This is a genomic window from Fischerella sp. JS2 (assembly GCF_032393985.1).
Lineage (GTDB): Bacteria > Cyanobacteriota > Cyanobacteriia > Cyanobacteriales > Nostocaceae > Fischerella.
Map to the genome: position 1 here is coordinate 649479 of NZ_CP135918.1, position 18576 is coordinate 668054.

Annotated in this window: 16 protein-coding genes and 3 pseudogenes; 12 read left to right on the forward strand and 7 right to left on the reverse strand. The window is 38.7% G+C overall.

Annotated elements, in window-relative coordinates; all coding sequences use genetic code 11:
* Positions 1-107 precede the first annotated feature (107 nt).
* From RS893_RS02800 to RS893_RS02815, 4 genes and pseudogenes are all read left to right on the forward strand, one after another.
* Positions 108-290 carry a type II toxin-antitoxin system HicB family antitoxin gene (locus RS893_RS02800; RefSeq protein ID WP_315789737.1) on the forward strand — a complete coding sequence of 61 codons (183 nt, stop codon included), beginning with the start codon at positions 108-110 and terminating at the stop codon, positions 288-290.
* A gap of 89 nt (positions 291-379) precedes the next feature.
* Positions 380-526: pseudogene (locus RS893_RS02805) on the forward strand (type II toxin-antitoxin system HicA family toxin); the annotation flags it as partial.
* Positions 527-839: 313 nt separating this feature from the next.
* Positions 840-1646 carry an aspartyl/asparaginyl beta-hydroxylase domain-containing protein gene (locus tag RS893_RS02810; protein ID WP_315789738.1) on the forward strand — a complete coding sequence of 269 codons (807 nt, stop codon included), beginning with the start codon at positions 840-842 and terminating at the stop codon, positions 1644-1646.
* A 108-nt stretch (positions 1647-1754) separates the two neighbouring features.
* A complete protein-coding gene (locus RS893_RS02815) occupies positions 1755-2762 on the forward strand; it encodes a zinc-binding dehydrogenase (RefSeq protein ID WP_315789739.1) in 1008 nt (335 codons plus the stop codon).
* A gap of 147 nt (positions 2763-2909) precedes the next feature.
* Here RS893_RS02815 and fabG read toward each other — a convergent pair whose 3' ends face one another.
* On the reverse strand, positions 2910-3608 hold the full coding sequence (gene fabG, locus RS893_RS02820) for a 3-oxoacyl-ACP reductase FabG (protein ID WP_315789740.1): 699 nt from the start codon (positions 3606-3608) through the stop codon (positions 2910-2912).
* 200 nt (positions 3609-3808) lie between these two features.
* Between fabG and RS893_RS02825 the strand changes: the two are divergent.
* Positions 3809-3997, forward strand: a pseudogene (locus RS893_RS02825) (TetR-like C-terminal domain-containing protein); the annotation flags it as partial.
* Positions 3998-4146: 149 nt separating this feature from the next.
* On the forward strand, positions 4147-5199 hold the full coding sequence (locus RS893_RS02830; protein WP_315789741.1) for a J domain-containing protein: 1053 nt from the start codon (positions 4147-4149) through the stop codon (positions 5197-5199).
* A 104-nt stretch (positions 5200-5303) separates the two neighbouring features.
* Here the strand turns inward: RS893_RS02830 and RS893_RS02835 are convergent, their stop codons facing one another.
* Together RS893_RS02835 and RS893_RS02840 are read right to left on the reverse strand one after the other, a co-directional pair.
* Positions 5304-5495 carry a hypothetical protein gene (locus RS893_RS02835; protein ID WP_315789742.1) on the reverse strand — a complete coding sequence of 64 codons (192 nt, stop codon included), beginning with the start codon at positions 5493-5495 and terminating at the stop codon, positions 5304-5306.
* A 236-nt stretch (positions 5496-5731) separates the two neighbouring features.
* Positions 5732-7039, reverse strand: a complete 1308-nt coding sequence (locus RS893_RS02840; protein ID WP_315789743.1) for an aminopeptidase P N-terminal domain-containing protein — start codon at positions 7037-7039, stop codon at positions 5732-5734.
* A 252-nt stretch (positions 7040-7291) separates the two neighbouring features.
* Here RS893_RS02840 and RS893_RS02845 point away from each other — a divergent pair.
* The 4 genes and pseudogenes from RS893_RS02845 (at position 7292) to RS893_RS02860 (ending at position 12541) form a co-directional block, all read left to right on the forward strand.
* A pseudogene (locus RS893_RS02845) lies at positions 7292-7675 on the forward strand (Uma2 family endonuclease).
* Between the two features lie 143 nt (positions 7676-7818).
* Complete coding sequence (locus RS893_RS02850; RefSeq protein WP_315789744.1) at positions 7819-9081, forward strand: acyltransferase; 1263 nt, start codon at positions 7819-7821, stop codon at positions 9079-9081.
* A 330-nt stretch (positions 9082-9411) separates the two neighbouring features.
* Positions 9412-10596 carry a VCBS repeat-containing protein gene (locus RS893_RS02855; protein ID WP_315789745.1) on the forward strand — a complete coding sequence of 395 codons (1185 nt, stop codon included), beginning with the start codon at positions 9412-9414 and terminating at the stop codon, positions 10594-10596.
* A gap of 745 nt (positions 10597-11341) precedes the next feature.
* Positions 11342-12541, forward strand: coding sequence for a VCBS repeat-containing protein (locus RS893_RS02860; RefSeq protein ID WP_315791848.1), 1200 nt, complete (start codon positions 11342-11344; stop codon positions 12539-12541).
* Positions 12542-13183: 642 nt separating this feature from the next.
* Here RS893_RS02860 and RS893_RS02865 read toward each other — a convergent pair.
* Both RS893_RS02865 and RS893_RS02870 read right to left on the reverse strand, forming a co-directional pair.
* Positions 13184-14266: a class I SAM-dependent methyltransferase gene (locus RS893_RS02865; protein WP_315789746.1), complete on the reverse strand. Its 1083-nt coding sequence runs from the start codon at positions 14264-14266 to the stop codon at positions 13184-13186.
* A gap of 141 nt (positions 14267-14407) precedes the next feature.
* Positions 14408-15013 carry a DedA family protein gene (locus tag RS893_RS02870; protein WP_315789747.1) on the reverse strand — a complete coding sequence of 202 codons (606 nt, stop codon included), beginning with the start codon at positions 15011-15013 and terminating at the stop codon, positions 14408-14410.
* Between the two features lie 284 nt (positions 15014-15297).
* On the opposite strand from RS893_RS02870, the gene RS893_RS02875 reads away from it, so the two are divergent.
* Positions 15298-16080: an ABC transporter permease gene (locus RS893_RS02875; RefSeq protein ID WP_315789749.1), complete on the forward strand. Its 783-nt coding sequence runs from the start codon at positions 15298-15300 to the stop codon at positions 16078-16080.
* Positions 16081-16105: 25 nt separating this feature from the next.
* Here the strand turns inward: RS893_RS02875 and RS893_RS02880 are convergent, their stop codons facing one another.
* Entirely contained in the window at positions 16106-16699 is a 594-nt protein-coding gene (locus tag RS893_RS02880) for a MarC family protein (RefSeq protein WP_315789751.1), read from the reverse strand.
* A 348-nt stretch (positions 16700-17047) separates the two neighbouring features.
* On the opposite strand from RS893_RS02880, the gene RS893_RS02885 reads away from it, so the two are divergent.
* A complete protein-coding gene (locus RS893_RS02885) occupies positions 17048-17860 on the forward strand; it encodes a carbon-nitrogen hydrolase family protein (protein WP_315789752.1) in 813 nt (270 codons plus the stop codon).
* A 143-nt stretch (positions 17861-18003) separates the two neighbouring features.
* On the opposite strand, the gene RS893_RS02890 is transcribed toward RS893_RS02885, so the two are convergent.
* Positions 18004-18573 (reverse strand): DivIVA domain-containing protein, encoded by a 570-nt coding sequence (locus tag RS893_RS02890; protein ID WP_315791849.1) that lies wholly within the window; start codon positions 18571-18573, stop codon positions 18004-18006.
* Between the last annotated feature and the right edge of the window lie 3 nt (positions 18574-18576).

Sequence of the window (18576 nt, forward strand, 5' to 3'; positions counted from 1 at the left end):
ATTTAGAAGAATGCGCTGTTGCAAGATTAATTTCAACAACACCTGCTTTATCATGATGGAGTTGGTGCATTGTTTTAACTAAAGCTCAATTACTGCTGACGTTAATTATGAAAACCCGCAGCTTTACAGTGATTGTCTACAAACAAGAGGATATGTACATAGCTGAGTGTCCAGAAGTCGGCACTGTGGATCAGGGAGAAACTATTGAACAGGCGGTTGAGGGAGTGAGAGAGGCGACACGACTTTATCTTGAGGAATTTCCTTTACCTGAAGTATATAACAAGTATTGAAGTTAGCTATGCCTAAATTGCCACGAATCTCAAGTAAAGAGGCGATTCGGGTTCTTGAACGTTTAGGATTCGAATAAGTTCCTCAAACTGGTAGTCATGTGGTAATGAAGAAAGCAACCGAGGAAGGGGAGATTGGTTGCGTTGTCCCTGTGCATCAAGAATTTAAGGTTGGTACATTGAGCAGCATTCTTAAGCAAGCGCAAGTCACAGTCGAAGAGTTCATTGAGAGCCTGTGAGGTCTAAAATTAGCGAAACATTGAGACAAAACAAGACTATTTTCTTCTTTGTGTCTTTGTGTTTTGATGTTTTAAAAAAATTTTTTTCACTACCAAGACTCTAAGATACCAAGAAAAATTATATTTCGAGACTTACATCTTAACAGGACTCACCCTAGATAGCAGTTGAGTTAAAGCCCCTTGTAGCGGACTACCAAGACATCTTAGTGCATTGCCGAGGTTATTTACAGCCGCTTAACTCTATCGTTAAAAATATTTTTTATACTTACTATATAGATGCTCTCTTATTTAAGAATATTCAGGAGAAAATAAAATGAAAACTTTTAATGAATATCATTTAAATCCAAAGCAATTTCCTTTTCTCAAAAGTCTTCAAGAAAATTGGCAAGTGATTAGAGATGAGTTTACACACTTTATTCACAATGCATCTGATGAAGAATTAAAGTTCACTTATGATGTTCTGGGCCCTAAAAGTAAAACGATTAAAACTAAAGGTGATGCAAAATATAGTGCTTTTGGGATTTTATTTCAAGGTTTGTTTATTGAAGAATATATTCAAGTACATCAAATAAAATATCCTGATTATGAATTATATGAGGCATCAGAAAAAGCACTGGCATTAAGACAGAAATATTTTCCCAACTTGGCTAAAGTCATAGAAAAAGTAAACTTTAGCGAAGATAATATTCTCAGAAATGTGTATTTTGGTACATTCCATCCAGGCCTAGATATTAAGCTGCATGTGAACTATAATCCTCACATGAATCGTGGTTATCTAGGATTGATTGTGCCACAAGGGGATGTGGCGATGAAAATATGTCACGATCAGCTTTATTGGCATGAAGGGGAATTCATGGTTTTAGATCATAGCTATCCCCACTGTCCGCATAATTACACTAATTATGATAGAACCGTCTTGGTTGTTGACTTTTTTAAACCGGATTGGTCAACAGAAGAAGCGATTCAGTTTGAAAAAGAGCAAGTGACACAAAGGATGCAAGATAATCCTTACAGTTTAGGTGTTTTTGGTAAAAGTGATAAAGCCAAAGAAGAAGATTTTATCAAGTATGGTTTAGCTCATCAATTAGAGTGGGATAAAGCCTTATCAATGAACAGTTAACAATAAATCGGGTGTGTTACGGCATCAAGAAATTAAAAGATAGCCGAAATCAATAATCTACCGTAACGCACCTATAATAGAAATAAAAGCTAAACTTAAGATTTGGAAATGAAGGCAAAAACCTACAAAAGGTTAATAGCAAAGCAAATTAGCCAAGATTTTAAATCTGCGGTTGAAATTGTTGAAACTCCTGTTCCCAAACCTGATAGTGATCAACTTTTAATTCAAAATAAATTTGCTGGTATCAATGCTGGTTTTGATACCTTACTTTGCCAAGGTAAAGTTCCCTATGTGAACTTAACTCCTCCTTTTGATTTAGGTGTAGAAGCTGTCGGTGAAATCGTAGCTGTAGGAGATAATATTCAAGATTTTCAAATAGGTGATGCTGTTGTAACTACTGTACGGGGAGGAGGTTATCGCGAGTACCAAGTTATAGATGCCAATCTTGTAGTCAAAGTTCGCCAAGCAACACCAGAAGTACTAACTCTCATGCCTACCGGAACATCAGCTTTGGTGGCATTAGAACAAGTAGGAAAAATGAAAAGTAATGAAGTGGTTTTAGTGACAGCAGCAGCAGGAGGAACCGGGCATATTGCGGTACAGGTAGCAAAGTTAGCAGGTAATCATGTGATCGGTACTTGTGGATCACAAGCAAAAGCAGAGTTGTTACAAAAATTGGGTTGCGATCGCATCATCAACTACCGTAGCGAAAATCTCAATCAAGTCCTCAAAAATAAATATCCCAATGGCATTAACCTAATTTTCGATTGTGTCGGAAAACAAGTTTTTGATACTTGTGTAGAAAATCTCGCAATCCGAGGACGTTTAGTTGTAGTTGGTTTTATTTCCGAATATGGCAAAGATTCAGAACAAGTCACACAACCTCGTATTTATCATAAACTCTTTTGGAAAGCTGCCTCTGTACGCGGTTTTCTCATGCCTCTTTATCAAGAATACGCTAACGAAGCACGCGATCGCTTGTTAAATCTGTTCTATAGCAATCAACTCAAAGTAGCCATTGATCCAACCCAATTTCACGGTATAGAATCCATCCCGAATGCAGTTGAATATTTACTCAGTGGTAAAAATTCCGGCAAAGTCATTGTGAAATTTTAACAATTACCAAAAACTCTGCGTACCTCTGCGTTCCCTCCGCGCCCCTCTGCGTTGAAAAACCCTATAATTACAAAATCGTACTTCGTGTCTTTGTGCCTTAGTGGTGAAAAAATATTGAAACACCAAGACTCCAAGACACAAAGGGTTTTAAACATTCCCGTAAACAGGAACCGCCGCACCTCGAATATCCTTAGCAGCTTCTGACGCTAAGAAGCAAATCACCTGCGCCAAAGACTCAGCTTTTACCCACTTATCAGCATTTTCCGCACCCATTGCTTCCCGGTTACTAGGAGTATCAATAACACTAGGAAGAACTACATTTGCAGTAATATTAGTACCTTTAGTTTCGTCTGCGATCGCTTTCGTTAGTGCAACCACACCAGCTTTAGAAGCACAATAAGCCGCGAGTTGTCCCGTTGGTTCCACAGCACCTCTAGAACCAACAGTTACAATCCGTCCATAGCCATTTTCTAACATTCTCCTGAGACTATGTTTGCAAACCAAGAAAGTTGTAGTCAAGTTTAAATCAAAATCCCGTTGCCAATTCTCCAAGCTGTATTCATGGGTTTTCCCCATCGCAAACCCACCTACCAGATGAATTAACACATCTACCCTTTGCATCTGGTTGATGATATTTTCTACTGAAGCTTCTTCTGCTAAATTTGCAGAGACAAAATTGATGCTGGCAATCTCAGCAGGTGAGATAATTTCCTTGAGACGTTCGACTTCTTTAGGGTTGTAATAGGGAATTGTGATTGCTGCTGCACCTTGTGCTAAAACTGCTGGTGTCACGCCTAAACCTAATCCACCAGTCCCACCTGTGAGTAAAATGTGCTTGCCTTTCATGAGTTTGTTTAGTTCTGCAATATATCAAATTCTCGGCGAATGTCTAATAAAGAACGCTCAAAAAATGGTTCGTAATTAAAATAGGGCCAGAATTTTTTTCTACCACGGTTTTTGAACCACATGACAGCTAGTGCTGGTAAAAATCTTGGCAATACTGCCAATATTGAAGTATACAACCATCGTAAACAAAATACTTACAACCACGACGAGCAGGTTTTCATATTGTAATTGAGTGTGCCAAAGCCAGACAAGAAATTCAAACTGATATAGATAGTGATTTAGTCTTTGATTTGATTAGCGGCATTATGCTTTATGCAATGGTGTTTTCACCTACAAGTGAACCCGTTTCAGCCTATATTCGCCGTGCTATTAACCTGATTCTGAAATAAAAATAAAAGATTGTACTTTTCAGAAATTACATAGTGCCATAAAGTAGTAAGGTAGAAAAACGAGTTTAATAATTAGGAATTATAAATTAATAACTATTAAATATAACTTTTGGTTGTAGTCTTTAACTTGAATTTAACCTATTGATTCTATGGCTAGACGTACCTCTTCCCGATCTCCTGTTACTGCCACAACTACACTAGCTCTTTCATCTGTTCATATTCGTCTAGAATCGCTAGAAAAAGAACACCAATGGCTGCTGAAACAGATTAAGAGAAAACAGAAGGAACTGAATAATTTTGTTGAACAGATGCGTTCTTTCGCTACAGAAATATTTCATAGAGGTACTCCCAGCTTTAAAAAACTTGCAGAAATTGACGAAGAAATTCATAGATTATTTGATGAAATATTTGCCACCAGAAATTTTGGTAAACAAACCAAGAAAAGTATTGAAGGAATTTACCGAAATCTTCAGATGGCGGGAATTATTAGTCCAAAACGCGATCGCGATGATTCAGACACAGAATTAGATGAACTGTTTGAAACAGATGATCAAGAGCAAGAGTTTTTTGGTTCTTCTCAAAAAAACAATTATCAGCGTCAACAACATTCAGAATTTACCACTACAAGTAAATCTGATGAATCGAGAAAGATTAGAAATACATTTTTGAGGTTAGCGGAAATATTTCACCCTGATAAGGTGACTGATGATGAAACGCAAATGCGTCATACAGAAATTATGAAGGAAATTAATAAAGCTTACCAAGAAGGAGATTTAGCCCGACTTTTAGAAATTGAACGACAACATCAAGCGGGAGAATCTGTAGATAGCAACAATGAAGATGATTTAACCCGCAAATGTAATCGTTTAGCACAGGAAACTGAATTCCTCAAAACCCAATATGAGACGATCAAAAGAGAACTGCGTTTAGTCAAAAATACCCCAGAAGGAATGATAGTTGCTGATTGTCGCAAAATCGCCAAAGAGGGAATTGATCCTATAGATCAGATGTTAGGACAAGTTGAATCTGAAATTCAAGTTATTTCTCATATCCGCGATTTTGTCAGGGATTTTCGAGAGCAGAAAATTACAATTAAAGAGTTTCTCTGTGGACCAACAATTTTGCAACAGATGAAACAGGAAGTTATGGAAGATTTGCTGGAACAGATGTTGGAAGAACTTGGCGCAAGAATAGTGTTTTAACAGTTATTCAGTTCTCAAGGCTGTCTTCAGTGACCTGCTAAGGTAGAACCAAGACAATACCATAAATTATGTTCACTTGCATTTCATTAAAAGTTTTCTTTTCATTAAGTAAGTTTACAATCCGGTGGAAAAATAAAAATTTCGCTTCCTGACTGTACTGCCTTACGATGTAAAGCGATCGCATCTACGAAACGACAAAAGGTAATGGGAATCCATCTGTCCTTATAAAAAGAGATTAGGACTTTACTAGCCGCATACTCTCCCGATGGCAAGGGATTTTTCAAAGGTGAGACCATAATTAGGTGTTTGTTAAAGTAAATAAAGTTTAAAAATCTTAATTTTACTTAAATTGTGACAAAGCCCCCTGCTGATCTCCTTCGTTCCCAAGGTAGATAAGTAAATGTACTTAATATTTTCTTTATATTTCTGAGTTAGTTTTAGAAATCGACCACCGATACACACCGATGTAGACGCCCCAAAAGGTGGCTTCTCGTAGGGTACACAGATAGATTACCCGTTAGTGAGTAGAGTTTTAACTCTCCAAGTCTTCGATTTCTTTGGGTACGCCAGCAGTCAAAACTTCATTTCCCGTCGGAGTCACCAAGACATCATCCTCAATCCGAATGCCAATACCAACCCAACGTTGATCTATTTCTGGTTGGTCTTCTGCTGGCTTGGTATCTGGTACTATATAAAGTCCTGGTTCCACCGTCACCACTTGACCTGGTTGCAGAATTTGCGGGTTGTCGCCATGCTGGTAAACTCCCACATCATGCACATCTAAGCCTAACCAGTGACCAGTGCGGTGCATGTAAAATGGTTTGTATTTTTCTTCCTCTATTAATTTGTCAATTTCACCTTTAAGGATGCCGATTTCTACTAAACCTTCTGTGAGAACACGGACGGCAGTATCATGAAATAGATTATAAGGATTACCTGGTTGCACTTGAGCGATCGCTTGTTTTTGGGCTGCCAAAACAATCTCATATAAGATTTTTTGTTCTGGGGTAAATTTACCTCCCACAGGAAATGTCCTGGTAATATCTGAGTTGTAATATTCGTAGGCACAGCCAGCATCAATCAGCAGTAACTCGTTATCCTGCATCTGCCGATCATTCTCTACATAATGTAGTACACAAGCGTTGACACCAGAGGCAACAATCGAAGGATAAGCAGGTCCCATTGCGCCTCGCTTGCGGAAGATATATTCAATTTCTGCCTGCACCTCGTACTCATAACGTCCTGGTGCAGTAAATTGCATAGCGTGGTTATGTGCTTCCACTGCAATATCAGCTGCTTTGTGCATCAACTCCAATTCTGCTTGGCTTTTAATCAAACGCATACTGTGGAGAATGGGACTAGTATCTTCGATCGCGATCGGTCCTGTACCGCGCTTTGGATAAGTCCGCATTAAGCGTTGCCAATGATTGAGGATTTTATCGTTAAAAGCGCGATCGCGTCCTAAGCGATAATAAATGCGATCGGCTTTTTCAAGATACTGCGGTAGTTTTTCATCTAGTTCCGCAATTGGATAAGCTTCATCCGCGCCGTATCTTTCCTTTGCTGCTTCTACCCCACAGCGATAACCACTCCAAACTTCCTGTTCCCTATCCTTGGGTTGCACAAACAACACAAACTGATGTTGTGGGTGATGGGGTGCTAGAATTGCTACTGCTTGCGGTTCGTTAAACCCAGTTAGATAAAAGAAATCGCTATCTTGACGAAAGTTATATTCGACATCGTTGTGCATTACTGCCATTGGCGCACTGCGAAAGATGGCAGTACCATTACCAATCTTAGACATTAATGCTTCCCGACGCTGTTTATATTCTGTCTGCATGATTCCACTATCAAGAACTTATCTAATTTTGTCTAAATTTAATACTAGTTATCTACAACCACGTTAGTATTTTTTACTGACACCGTCATGACCTTACGGATTGAAAAATTAAAGATTCAAGATTAAAAATTTAGGGGATTAAATTATAAATTTTACACTTTTCATTTTTAATTGAGTGAAGCTTTTGCACCCATTTTGCAACTTAGATCGCATAAGAGATATTGTAAAGACAGGTAGCGTACTTGCATACTTATGATGACTAACTCACCCGTAGCTACAGAAATTGTATCAAATGGTGCAGTGCGATCGCCAGATGCAGCCTGGATAAAAATTACACGTTGGCAAGCTATAGCAGTAGAGTTGCGGAAAAAATTTGCACCGATTTGTCCTGAGTTTGTCATCGAATTACATTCTGATAGTGATAGTTTGCAGATTTTACAATAAAAGATGCAAGAATACATCGAAAATGGAACACAATTAGGCTGGTTGATTGACATAAAACAATACAAGGTTTTTATTTACCCTCCTGGCAATATTATTGAGGAATTAGATAATCCTCAAACACTGAATGGAGAAAATTTACTACCAGGATTTGCTTTGGATTTAAGTCAGGTATGGTTATGTAGAAGATACTAAAAACTACTAACCGCTAACCACTAACTACCAACAAACTTAAAACTATATTTTTGCCAAATTGGCAACATGCTAAGTCAGTTATCAGTTATCAGTTATCAAATTAAATTATTCACTGGTAACTGTTCACCGATTTAAAAGCATCAATGGAAAAATCAATAAATTACTCGTATTTACCAAAGATTATTCAAAATCACAATCGATTAGATGCTCTGTTGGCTCTACGCGGCTTTGCCTGTTTAATGGTAGTAATTATCCATTGCGCGCCTCCTAGAAATGCACTTATTTATCAACATTATGATTTTAGTTGGCTCATCTTTAGTCATGGTGCAGTAGCAGTTTGGATTTTCTTTTGTTTGTCTGGCTATTTAATGGGAAAAGCTTTTTACACTGAGCGTTATCTTAGCGATGTCACAGGAGTAATTAATTTTTGGCGTAATCGTGCTATTAGAATTTTACCTCTTTATTATTTTGCTGTTTTGATTTTATCTATATTTGTTTATCCTGATGTTCTGAAATTTGAGAATTGGGGATATCTACTGCGGGTTTGTACTTTTACATATAATCCTTATATTGCATCTCAACCTATAGCATTCAATGATGTTTTTTGGTCTCTCTCTACAGAAGTACAATTTTATATACTTGTTCCTTTTATATATAATTTGAGCAAATCTTTAGTCGTCAAACAAAAGCATGTAATTGTAACAGCAATCTTAATTATATTAGTAGTCTTTTGCATCAAAACGTTATCTTGGCTTAGCTTCTCTCATCAAATAAACCACCAAATGGGATATGCATTTAAATATTGGTATACTCCCATCTTTAATAATCTTGATGTATTTTTATGTGGTTTTTTAGTAAATACACTAATTAAATATCAAAAGCCTAAATCTCACAACATAGAATCTAGATTTAATTACAGGCTACTTTGGAATCAAAAATATGTAGCCATCATCTTGATGATTTTACTGTATCTATTTACTGCTAATCACTTATATCATCAAGAATTATGGGAATTAACTAATCGTCCTGGTGGCTGGAGAACAATCACAACTATCTTTATTTTTCAGCCATTAACCGCAATTATCACATCTTTTTTTATTTTTAAGTTTGAATTAGATAATTATCATATTTACAGTAAAAATGAAAAACTATCATTTGCTTCTGTATTGAAAAATCCTCTCCGGTTATTAGAAGTTTTTGGAAATTTATCTTATGGTGTTTATATTTGGCATATGCCAATTTTAGGAAAAATTTATTCAATATTTACATCGAATACTCCTATAGAAGCTTTTTATCATAGACTAGTAGCAACACTGTTTATATCAGTCATACTAGCTACTGTCACATACTACTTAGTAGAATTACCAGCAACAAAATGGAAAATTTATCATTCGTCTTCTAATTAAGTAGATGATTAAGTGTATAAAAATTATAAATACTCAGTATATTTTTGTACATGTCTATTATTTAACTATTCGGTTCCATAAAAAAACAGTTGATAATTTGTAGATGTTTATTTAGTTGACAATTTATTTATAATTAGTACTAAAATCTAAAAAAGTTATTATTTTGAACTTATTTTTTTTGAAAATTAGATAGTAAAATCTTGTATTTTAGGCAGGTTATGACATTTATTAAGAAAATATTAAAAAGATAAATTTGTTATTAACTAACACTTGAATCAAAGAGAAAAAAACAGTTAAAAGGTTTATGACCACTTGTCTCAAACACACGCCATGTCCGATCAGATTTCTACTTCTAGTAGCGCTCCAATCTCAACAGACAAATACACAAGCAAAAGTCAATTAGAAACAGAGACTTACTCAAGCTATAGGAGTTCTTCAGATGCAAACTCTCAGCTTGATCTTCCAAATCTACAGAATCCTAATCCTGTATTCACGAGTGCGGCAATTGTATCGGATTTCAACGGTGATGGTAAGAACGACAAGTTCTGGCGTAACTCTCAGACTGGTGAAAATGCTATTTGGTTAATGGATGGCACAAATGTCGCCTCTGCGGATTTTGTCAAGACAATGGGTACAGAGTGGGATGTTAAAATCGGCGATTTCAACGGTGATGACAAGACAGACTTACTCTGGTTCAACAAAGCTACAGGTGAAAACCAGGTTTGGCTGATGGATGGTACAGCTGTTGTCTCTGAAGCATCGTTAGCAACATTAAGTCCAGATTGGACACCAGTGATTGCAGATTTTAATGGCGATCGCAAAACCGATATCCTCTGGCGGAACACAACAACCGGTGAGAACGCCGCTTGGTTAATGGATGGTACACAAGTAACCACTCCGTCTTTTCTCCAGACTGTCGATTCCAACTGGACAGCCAACATTGTTGATCTCAACAGCGACGGTAAGACAGATATCTTCTGGCGCAACAAAGCCACAGGTGAAAACGCCGTCTGGACGATGGATGGTACAAACGCCACTGGTGCATCTTTGCCCACACTAGGCACTGAATGGCAACCGACCCTGGGTGATTTTGACCTCAATTACCAAACCGACATTCTCTGGCGCAATACAGCCACAGGTGAGAACAAAGTTTGGTTAATGAACGGTACAACCGTTGCTAGTGATACTGCTCTACCTACGCTCGAAGGTTCTAGTTGGAAACCATTAATTGGTGACTTTGACGGTAATGGTAAGACTGATATCTTATGGTACAACCAGGAAACTGGCAAAAACCAGATATGGATCATGGATGGTAGCAATGTTCTCACTACAGTTGCTGCCGATGCACCCAGTGGGGCTTGGACACCTAGTATCAGTGATACCAATGGTGATGGTAAAACCGACATCTTCTGGCGGAATTACGAAACAGGTGAAAACGCCGTTGTAGTTGTGACTGGTACTGACTCTACTCCTACAGCTCTACCTACCCTTGGCAAAGAATGGTATACCTTTTAGTCCAGTAAACAGTGAACAGTTAACAGTCAACAGTGAGAATTGAATTTAATAACTGATAACTGATAACTGATAACTGATACCTGCTCGTTGACAGTAAGCGCCGAAATAAATATCTACACTGCCAAAAAATTTTCATTCATAGCGGGTTATTTTCTTGGAGAATCACTCTTGCACCTATTTTTGAACGTCAAGAAATGAAATTCCAGGGCTTTTAGCTTAACTCTACTACTCAGTCATCTTTAGATGACTTTTGCTATTAGCCTAGAACTAAAGTTCTAGGCGTACTTCAAAACAAAGTGCAAGATATGTGTGATAAAAATATCTTCAATGACTAGCTCAAAGTTTGTAGTCAGCACTTTAGTGCTTGAAAATTTCAGGAATAAAGTTCTGAGACTAACCACTAGATAGAGCGATCGCAATTTTGTGCAAGTATAAAGGCATCTACCACCCGCTTCTTATCTGAATTGTCGAATGAAGGCAGAAGGCAGAAATTTAAAAATTTTATCAGGTTTTCCTGATAGAAAACAGTTCCACATCTACGTATTTTTGACTTTCTATTGAATTTAAAAATGTTAATCATAAACAACATTGTTAAAAGTGTTAGATGTTATTTTTTGACAAAAAAATTATTAAATATAAGTAAAAATTTGATGAACAATTGTGCATTCACAATTCACAATTTGGTATTCCAGATTCTAAATTCTTAACTAGAATTACCTCCTTGTACTAGCCATAAACAAATATGATGTCTAACTCCAATTCTTCCTTGAATTTGTCTATAGAAACTAGTGCATCAAAATATGCTTCCACAAATCTTTTTGATAACAATACCATTCCCAATCTTAGTTTTAAGCTGGGACGTTCTTCAAGTATAAATGATGAAAATCAGTCTTCAATTGCAGCAAAAAATCCAAATCCTAATCCTAGTTTCAGCAACGCGGCCGTTGTTGCAGATTTCAATGGAGATGGCAAAGCTGACAAATTCTGGCGTAACTCTCAAACTGGTGAAACTGCTATTTGGTTGATGGATGGCAGCAACCCTAGAGCATCTACTATAACTACAGTAGATGCATCTTGGGACTTAAGTTATGCCGATTTTAACCGCGACGGCAAAACAGATATCTTTTGGCGTAATAAAAACAGCGGTGAAAATGTGATTTGGCTGATGGATGGCACAAACATTGCTGCTCAAGCTAATGTTCAAACAATAAACCCAGCTTGGACTTACAACATTGCGGATTTCAACGGTGATGGTAAAAGTGACGTTTTGTGGCGTAATAGTCAAACTGGAGAAAATGCCACCTGGATAATGGATGGTACAAATGTCACAACTGCCGCTTTTTTACCTACCACTGATACAACCTGGACTTCTAGTGTGGTTGATTTTAACGGTGATGGCAAAAACGATATCTTTTGGCGCAACAACATCACTGGTGAAAATAAAGTCTGGTTTATGGATAGCACAAATACATCAGAATATGCTCTAAGCAAATTGGAAGGTAACTGGGAGGCTAATGTTGGTGATTTCAACAACGATGGCAACAGTGATATCCTTTGGCGTAACTACGAAACAGGCGAGAATAAAGTTTGGCTGATGAGCGGTATCTTCATCAATGAGGGTAATTTGTCGAAACAAGATTCGGCTTGGAAATCGTATATTGGTGACTTCAATGGTGATGGCAAGACAGATGTCTTTTGGCACAATCAAACGACAGGTGAAAACACCGCTTGGTTAATGGATGGCACATCAATTGGGACTGCGGCTTTCTTACCTGCAACTGGTGCATCTTGGCAACCGAACATCGGCGACTATGATGGTGATGGCAAGACAGATGTCTTCTGGCGCAATGGTGAAACCGGTGAAGTTGCAGTTTGGTTTATGAATGGCACAACTGCTAATGGTGTCTTTCTACCACAGGTTGGTACTGAATGGAGCGTTTTTTAATAGTTATTCAGTTTAAAAACCTCCGAAGACAGCGCACTCTCGCCTGATCTAAGCTACATGTACACATAAGTCTGAAATAGCTGATGAATCCTGGTTTTACCCCACCCTAACCCTCCCCTTGTAAAGGGGAGGGAACTGGATCTTTTATTTCCCAACCTGGTACCGCCCGCCATGACGGCTACTTTCAGCCTTGTAAAGGGGAGGGAACTGGATCTTTTATTTCCCCCCGAATATCGGGGGGATTAAGGGGGGTAAATTCAAGTTGTGTATACACGGCTTATTAAGGAGAGGGGTAGGGAGAAATGTACTTTGTTTAAATAGTAAGTGCTGTAAGTGTTTAACCAGACACGATACGAGATGTCTTGTTTGGTTGGGGTTTTGATTGCTTCGCAGAGATCAAGGAGGAAAATTGCTTGATATTTGGGATCTGGGAGTTATATCAAGTTCGGTTAATCACTTAGAATAAAAAACCTCACCCCCATCCCCTCTCCTTGCTAAGGAGAGGGGTGCCGAAGGCGGGGTGAGGTAAAAGGGAATTGTAAGTAATCATGCGAACTTGATATTACTCGAATTGGGTTGTTGATAACGCAAAGTTAGCGCACATAGTTTACACATATTGCCTGAGATACCTCACTACAGCTACTAACTAATTTTTTTAACGATGTAGTAGTTATTTAGCATGTCGTGTTCCAGGCGTTTAACTTCAACGCTGTTAAAGCCTGCTGCTTTCAACATTTCTAGTGCTTTTTCCTCACCCCAGACAGTACCGAGTCCAGCCCCATTCATAGCCAGAGAAACTGTCATACAGTGCATACAAGAGACAGTATAAAGATAGGGGCCAGCAGGATGCTCAAGATTGCCGTCCACATAACTAGAAGCGCGAATATCCTGCATGAGGTATGTACCATCAGGACGTAATGCTTGGGCAATATTGTATAGTACTACATCAGGTTTGGCCTGATCGTGGATGGCATCAAAGGTTGTAATTAAATCGTATTGAGCAATTTCGTCTATGGTAGCAGCGTCTTTTACCTGAAACTGAACGTTGGTTAAACCAATATTTTGGGCTTCTGTTTTGGCTGTAGCGATCGCTTCTGTGGAAAAGTCATAGCCTGTAAATCGGCTTTGGGGAAATACTTGGGCTAGGGTATTTATAGCATGACCACTACCACAACCAACATCGAGTACATCAATGCCCGTTTGTAGTGCCTCTATTGAACCTGGGACAAGGGGAAGAATAAAATCGATCAAAGCCTCTACCACTGTTTGGTTGCTTTCTTCTGCCATCACTTGATGGAAGCGCTTATAAGCTGAATAGGGAACTCCTCCACCTTTGTAAAAACATTCTATAATTTGGTCTTCAACTGTTGCCAAGATGGGGATAAATTGCATCGTTGCTGCCATGTTGATGTCACCAGAACGTGTTAAGAATAAAGCATGTTCTGGAGGTAACAAGTAAGTGCGATCGCTCGGATCATATTCCAAAATCCTACCTGTTACCATTGCTCCTAACCATTCGCGTACATACCTTTCATTCAATCCAGTAGTGTCTGCTATCTGCTCACTCGTTGATGCTGGCAACTGTGCTAAAGTGTCAAACAGTCCTGTACGATGACCGATGGAAGTCATGAGTGCGATCGCGCTACTGTTGAGAATACCCAACATTCCTTGAGCAAAGGCTTCTGCTTTACCTTGATCTATTTGCTGTAATGTTTGTACAGTCATAATTTTCTCTTCATTTAGGTCTTTGTGTATTTATCTTGCTTAAATTAGATATTTACGCAGTCACTAAAAGAATTTATATTTTCTTTACTGTACTTTTTTACGGCTTCCCCACGGTTTGCTCAATGTAAAATTGATAAAAGATTAATGTCGGTCTGCTCTATTTTCTTTAATCACATGAAGCACTGATGGAACCAGCGAAACAATAATAATTAAACCAATGAGCGGTAATAAATACTTATCTATCTGTTCTGCTGGCAGAGATTTACCTAAGAAAAAACCAAGCAAGGTAATGCCAAAAGTCCAAATTAAACCACCAATTAAGTTATAGACCATAAATGTCCGATAGTGCATAACACCAATGCCTGCCACAATCGGCGCAAAAGTTCTGATAATTGGTAAAAAGCGAGCTAAAACAATAGTTTTTTTCCCATGCTGTTGATAAAATTTTTGAGTTTTGACTAAATGTTTCTTATGAAACAACCAAGAATCTTCTTTTTGAAATAATCTTCGACCAAATCTGTATCCGGTAGCATAGCCTACGTTATCACCTAGTACTGCAAACAGAAAAGCACCAATAATTAAAATCCAGATATTAAGCAAATTTTGTGAAGCGACAAATCCAGCCGTAAATAGCAAGCTATCTCCAGGCAGAAAAAAACCAACCAATAAACCAGATTCAGCAAAAATAATTCCCCAGACTCCAAAGTATCCTAGTGATTTAATTAGGTTGAGCAGATCAAAATTCATATAAGCTCACAAAGCTAACAATATTAAATCCACATTTTACGGGGGATTGATCTGCTATAAGTAAAAAATAGTATGAAGTTTAAGTAATATTATTTTGTATTTTAAAAATAAAAGAAGCTACTGGTTAGTAGTTGGTTGTTGTTTGTTAGTGGGTAGGAATTAGTGTAGATGCGTAGCGGCTTGCCGCAGGCTACAGTTAACAGTTAACAGTGAGTAATAGAATTTGATAACTGAACTACACTCCCCCCACTCTTCACACTCTTTTTCCCAAGCAGGTATAAGTAATGTCAAAATACCTAAAATTACTAAGAATATTTTGGAGTACAGCGATCGCAGCTGAGATGGAGTATCGTGTAAACTTCCTTTTAGCTGCCCTCAGCAGCCTGGGCAATTTAGCAGGCAGCTTATTTGGGTTATTTTTATTTTACGGACAAGGCTACACCTTTGCTGGTTGGTCATGGGAAGCAGCTTTGCTTGTACTGGGAATTTTTACTCTGTTACAAGGCTTTTCGGCAACTTTCCTGGCCCCTAACCTCAATCGCATTGTCCGTCATGTCCAAGAGGGAACACTCGACTTTGTTTTATTAAAACCAATCCCCAGTCAATTTTGGCTTTCTAGCCATACTCTTTCACCCTGGGGACTACCAGATTTAGTTTTTGGTTCCATATTGCTTGTCTACGCAGGTACACAGTTGAATCTAAGGATAGGTGACTACCTCTTAAGTACTGTACCGTTGTGTTTTGGCTTAATCATACTTTACAGCCTCTGGTTTATGCTGGGAGCTACCAGTATCTGGTTTGTCAAAATTTATAATGTTACCGAGGTACTGCGTGGTTTGTTGGAAGCTGGTAGGTATCCAATGGTAGCCTATCCCACGGCTTATCGCTTCTTCTTTACTTTTGTAGTACCTGTGGCGTTTTTAACTACAGTACCAGCAGAAGCTATGCTAGGTCGTAGCGAAATTAGTTGGATGCTTGGTGCAGGAGTCTTGGCTTTGCTGCTATTTTTTGTTGCTAATAAGTTTTGGCAATTTGCATTACGATTTTATACTAGTGCTTCAAGTTAGCAATACAGCGATCGCTACTCAACACTTAACTCAAAAATAATTCTTTTATCCCTGTACTACCAATTTCCACTGCCAATGCTGCCAGTAAAAAGCCTAAAAGCTGAGTAACAATTATTTCTCCTTCAGCACCAAACCATTGATCAATAAAGTTTGCCTGCCGCAAAATTAACCAACTGACGAACATTGCTGCAACAATACCCACAATCACGCTAATATGCGGATTGGGAGACTCTGACACTAGTAACATTACGGTAGTAAGTGTACCAGGCCCTGCCAGTAGGGGTAAAGCCAAAGGAGTAATTGCTACATCCCGTTCTTTGTCAATTACTGGAGTATCTAGGTCGCCTTGGAGCATTTGTAAAGAAATTAACAACAGTAGTAGTCCCCCAGCTACTCTTAATGACCCCATACTGATATCCAAGTAACTCAAAATAAATTGACCACCAAAAGCAAAGATTAAGAGTACCGCTATTGCTACCAAAATAGCTTTGTCTATCACCTTATTTCTTTGTTCTGGTTCCATACCTTTAGTGAGAACTAAAACTACTGGCACATTGCCGATCGCATCAGCAAGCACAAAAACAGCAACAAAAGTTTTAATTAGAACAGACGCATCCACAATAGACAGAAATTATTAAGATTTTATAACAACCTAACCCGAATGTAGGTTTTTTTCCAAGCATCTAGGGGAAGAGGAGGTGGGGTGTGGGGAGTGTGGGGGTGTGGGGAGTGTGGGGGTGTGGGGAGTGTGTAGACACGCAAGTGGCTTCCCGTAGGGTGGAGTAAGTAGTTTAAAGAATAAGTAACTACTAACTACTAACCACTAACCACTATTGTACAGACGCGAGGAACATCGCGTCTCTACTAACCACTAACAACTAACTACCAACAACCAACAACCAACTCTTGACTGTTGACTGTTGACCCTTGACTATTAACTATTAACTATTAAATTCTTGTTAAATCTATGAAATCTTATTTAGCTGCTGCTATTCAAATGACAAGTGTGCCTGAACTAGAAAAAAACTTGGCACAAGCAGAGGAATTAATTGATTTAGCTGTGCGTCAGGGTGCTGAGTTAGTGGGTTTGCCAGAAAATTTTCCTTATATGGGAGAAGAGAAGGACAAACTTGCTCAAGCTGAGGCGATCGCATATAAAACAGAAGCATTTTTGAAAACGATGGCCCAACGTTATCAAATTACCATTTTAGGTGGTGGCTTTCCCATTCCTGTAGAAGGCATAGGCAAAGTTTATAACACTGCTTTACTTATTGCTCCTAACGGGCAGGAATTGTCGCGTTACCGCAAGGTACACTTATTTGATGTTAATGTTCCTGATGGAAATACTTACAGAGAATCCACCACAGTGATGGCTGGCACAGAACTACCTTCAGTTTATGCTGATGAATTACTAGGTAATATCGGACTTTCTGTTTGTTACGATGTTCGTTTTCCTGAACTTTATCGCTATATGTCATCCAAGGGAGTAGATGTAATTTTTGTACCTGCGGCTTTTACTGCTTTTACAGGCAAAGATCACTGGCAGGTGCTACTGCAAGCCCGTGCAATTGAAAATACTAGTTATGTCATCGCCCCAGCCCAAACAGGACTCAACTATAACCGCCGTCAAACCCACGGTCATGCAATGATTATCGATCCGTGGGGAGTGATTTTAGCTGATGCTGGAGAAAAACCAGGAGTTGCGATCGCAGAAATTAAGCCATCACGGCTAGAACAGGTTCGTCGTCAAATGCCTAGTCTGCAACATCGGATATTTTAAGGGGGAAGGATGAAGGGTGTAGACGCGCTCATAGGCTTCAAGGTAGAGTAGGGGAAAGGCAGAAGGATGAATTTTAGTATTTATCCTTCTGCCATCTGCCATCTGCCATCTGCCATCTGCCCTGGTGCCTCCTGCCTTCTTCATTACCCATTTTTCGGAAATTGAGAATTTCGTGGCGGTGGTAAATTTGGTTGCAACTGCTGTCTGCCGTTGTGAACTATTCGCAACATATCGTGAAGTTGTTCTTCAATATTCTCAAGAACACTATCAGCATATTCATCTGCACCCTGTTCGATAGCTTCTGCTTCTGCGATCGCTGCTTGTCGCATTTCCTCTAATTCTTGCTGACACTGGCGGCGTTTACGGTCAATTTCTTCGAGAGTCTCTTGTAACATTGATTCACATTGTTGTTGCACTTGTCGTCGTAGTTCTGCGGCTTCTCTTTCTGCCTGTCTGAGAATATCGTTATCATCCAATATTTGCGCTCTTTTAGCTTGTGCGGCTTCTACTATTTGCTGTCCATATTCTTCTGCCTGTAGCAAAATTTCTTCTTTTTGTTGCAACATATCTGCTGCTTGGGCAAAAGCAGTTGGTAAATACATTCGGATAAAATCAAGCTGATCGAGTAGTTTTTCTTCATCCACTAACGTGCGCCGCGTCAGTGGAATGTGAAAGCTAGCGAGAATCATTTCTTCTAGACGATTGAGTTCCATTTG